The organism is Streptomyces sp. NPDC044033 (assembly GCF_056434425.1).
On record NZ_JBWKFF010000018.1, the window covers coordinates 1 to 1,792 of the forward strand.

1 protein-coding gene is annotated in these 1,792 nt (G+C 73.5%); it reads right to left on the reverse strand.

Annotated elements, in window-relative coordinates; translation table 11 throughout:
• Positions 1–157 precede the first annotated feature (157 nt).
• Positions 158–1,636 (reverse strand): GntP family permease, encoded by a 1,479-nt coding sequence (locus tag AC07AB_RS27980; RefSeq protein ID WP_478572216.1) that lies wholly within the window; start codon positions 1,634–1,636, stop codon positions 158–160.
• Between the last annotated feature and the right edge of the window lie 156 nt (positions 1,637–1,792).

The window sequence follows — 1,792 nt, forward strand, 5'->3', positions numbered from 1 at the left end:
CCCACCCCCCCCCCCCCCCCCCCCCCCCCCCCCCCCCCCCCCCCCCCCCCCCCCCCCCCCCCCCCCCCCCCCCCCCCCCCCCCCCCCCCCCCCCCCCCCCCCCCCCCCCCCCCCGGCCCCGGCCAGGGATATGACAAGGGCTCTCAGACAAGAGCTCTCAGATGAAGACGCTGAGCACGGCCGCAACGGCGAAACCGGCCACCGACAGCACCGACTCCAGGACCGTCCAGGACTTGAGGGTGTCGCGCTCGGAGATGCCGAAATACTTCGAGACCATCCAGAACCCGCCGTCATTCACATGCGAGGCGAAGATCGACCCCGCCGAGATCGCCATGATCACGAGCGCCAGGTGGGCCTGGGAGAAGTCGCCCGCGGAGAGCATCGGGGCGACGATGCCCGCCGTGGTGACGATGGCGACGGTGGCCGAGCCCTGGGCGACGCGCAGGACCACGGAGATCAGCCAGGCGAGGACGATGACCGGCAGCCCCGCGCTGTCGAAGGTGTCGGCCAGGGCCTGGGCCACGCCGCTGCCCTTGAGGACCGCGCCGAAGACGCCGCCCGCGCCGACCACCAGCAGGATGTTGCCGATCGGCTTGAGGGAGGCGGTGGAGACGGTCTCCAGGGACTTGCGCGACCAGCCGCGGCGGATGCCCAGCAGGTAGTAGGCGAGGAAGAGGGCGATGGTCAGGGCGACGAAGGGGTTGCCGAAGAACTCGACGACGGAGCGCCCGGTGCTGGGGTCGAAGGCGATGGACGAGAACGTCGCCAGCAGGATGAGGAGCAGCGGGGTGCCGATGATCGCGGCGAGCGCGCCCATGGAGACGGGCTGCTCACCGCGGCCCTCGCCGCCGGCCGCGCCCTGTTCCGCCCGGACGGCGGCCTTGGCCTCCTCGGCGGCCTCGACCATGTCGGCGGGTACGGGCACGTAGACGCGCTTGCCGATCCAGGCGGCGAACGCCCAGCCGGCCAGTACGGCCGGGACGCCGGTGGCGATGCCCATCAGGATGACCCAGCCCAGGTCCACGTGGAGCAGCCCGGCCGCGGCCACCGGCCCCGGGTGCGGCGGCAGGAACGCGTGGGTCATGGACAGGCCCGCCAGGAGCGGCATGGCGAAGAGGACGATCGACTTGCCGCTGCGCTTGGTCGCCGCGTACACGATCGGCGCGAGGACGAAGATGCCGACGTCGAAGAAGACCGGGATGCCGAAGATGAGGCCGGTCAGGCCCATCGCGAGGGGGGCGCGCTTCTCGCCGAAGAGGCCCAGCAGGCGGGAGCTGAGCGCCTCGGCGCCGCCGGAGACCTCCAGGATGGAGCCGAGCATGGTGCCCAGGCCGATGATGATGGCGATATGGCCGAGGGTGCCGCCCATGCCGGATTCGATGAGCGAGACGGCGTCGGACTTCTGGACCGTGCCGAAGAGTTCGGTGACGGAGAGGCCGGCGGCGAGGCCGACGGCTATGGAGACGGCGAGCAGCGCGACGAACGGCTGGAGCCGGACCTTGATGATCAGGACGAGGAGGAGCGCGATGCCGAGGGCGGCGACGGTCAGCAGCCCGCCGGTGCCTCCGATGAGGGTGAGCAGTCCGCCGGTGTGCGGTGGTGGCGGTGGAGCGGCGGCGGTCGCGGCGAGCAGCATGTGACGACTCCGTTGTCAGTCAGGGGTTTTCCAGGCAGGGGGGACCGCGGGGGGGGGGGGGGGGGAGGGGGGGGGGGGGAGGGGGGGGGGGGTGGGGGGGGGGGGGGGGGGAGGGGGGGGGGGGGGGGGAGGCGGGGGGGGGGGGGGGGGGGTAGG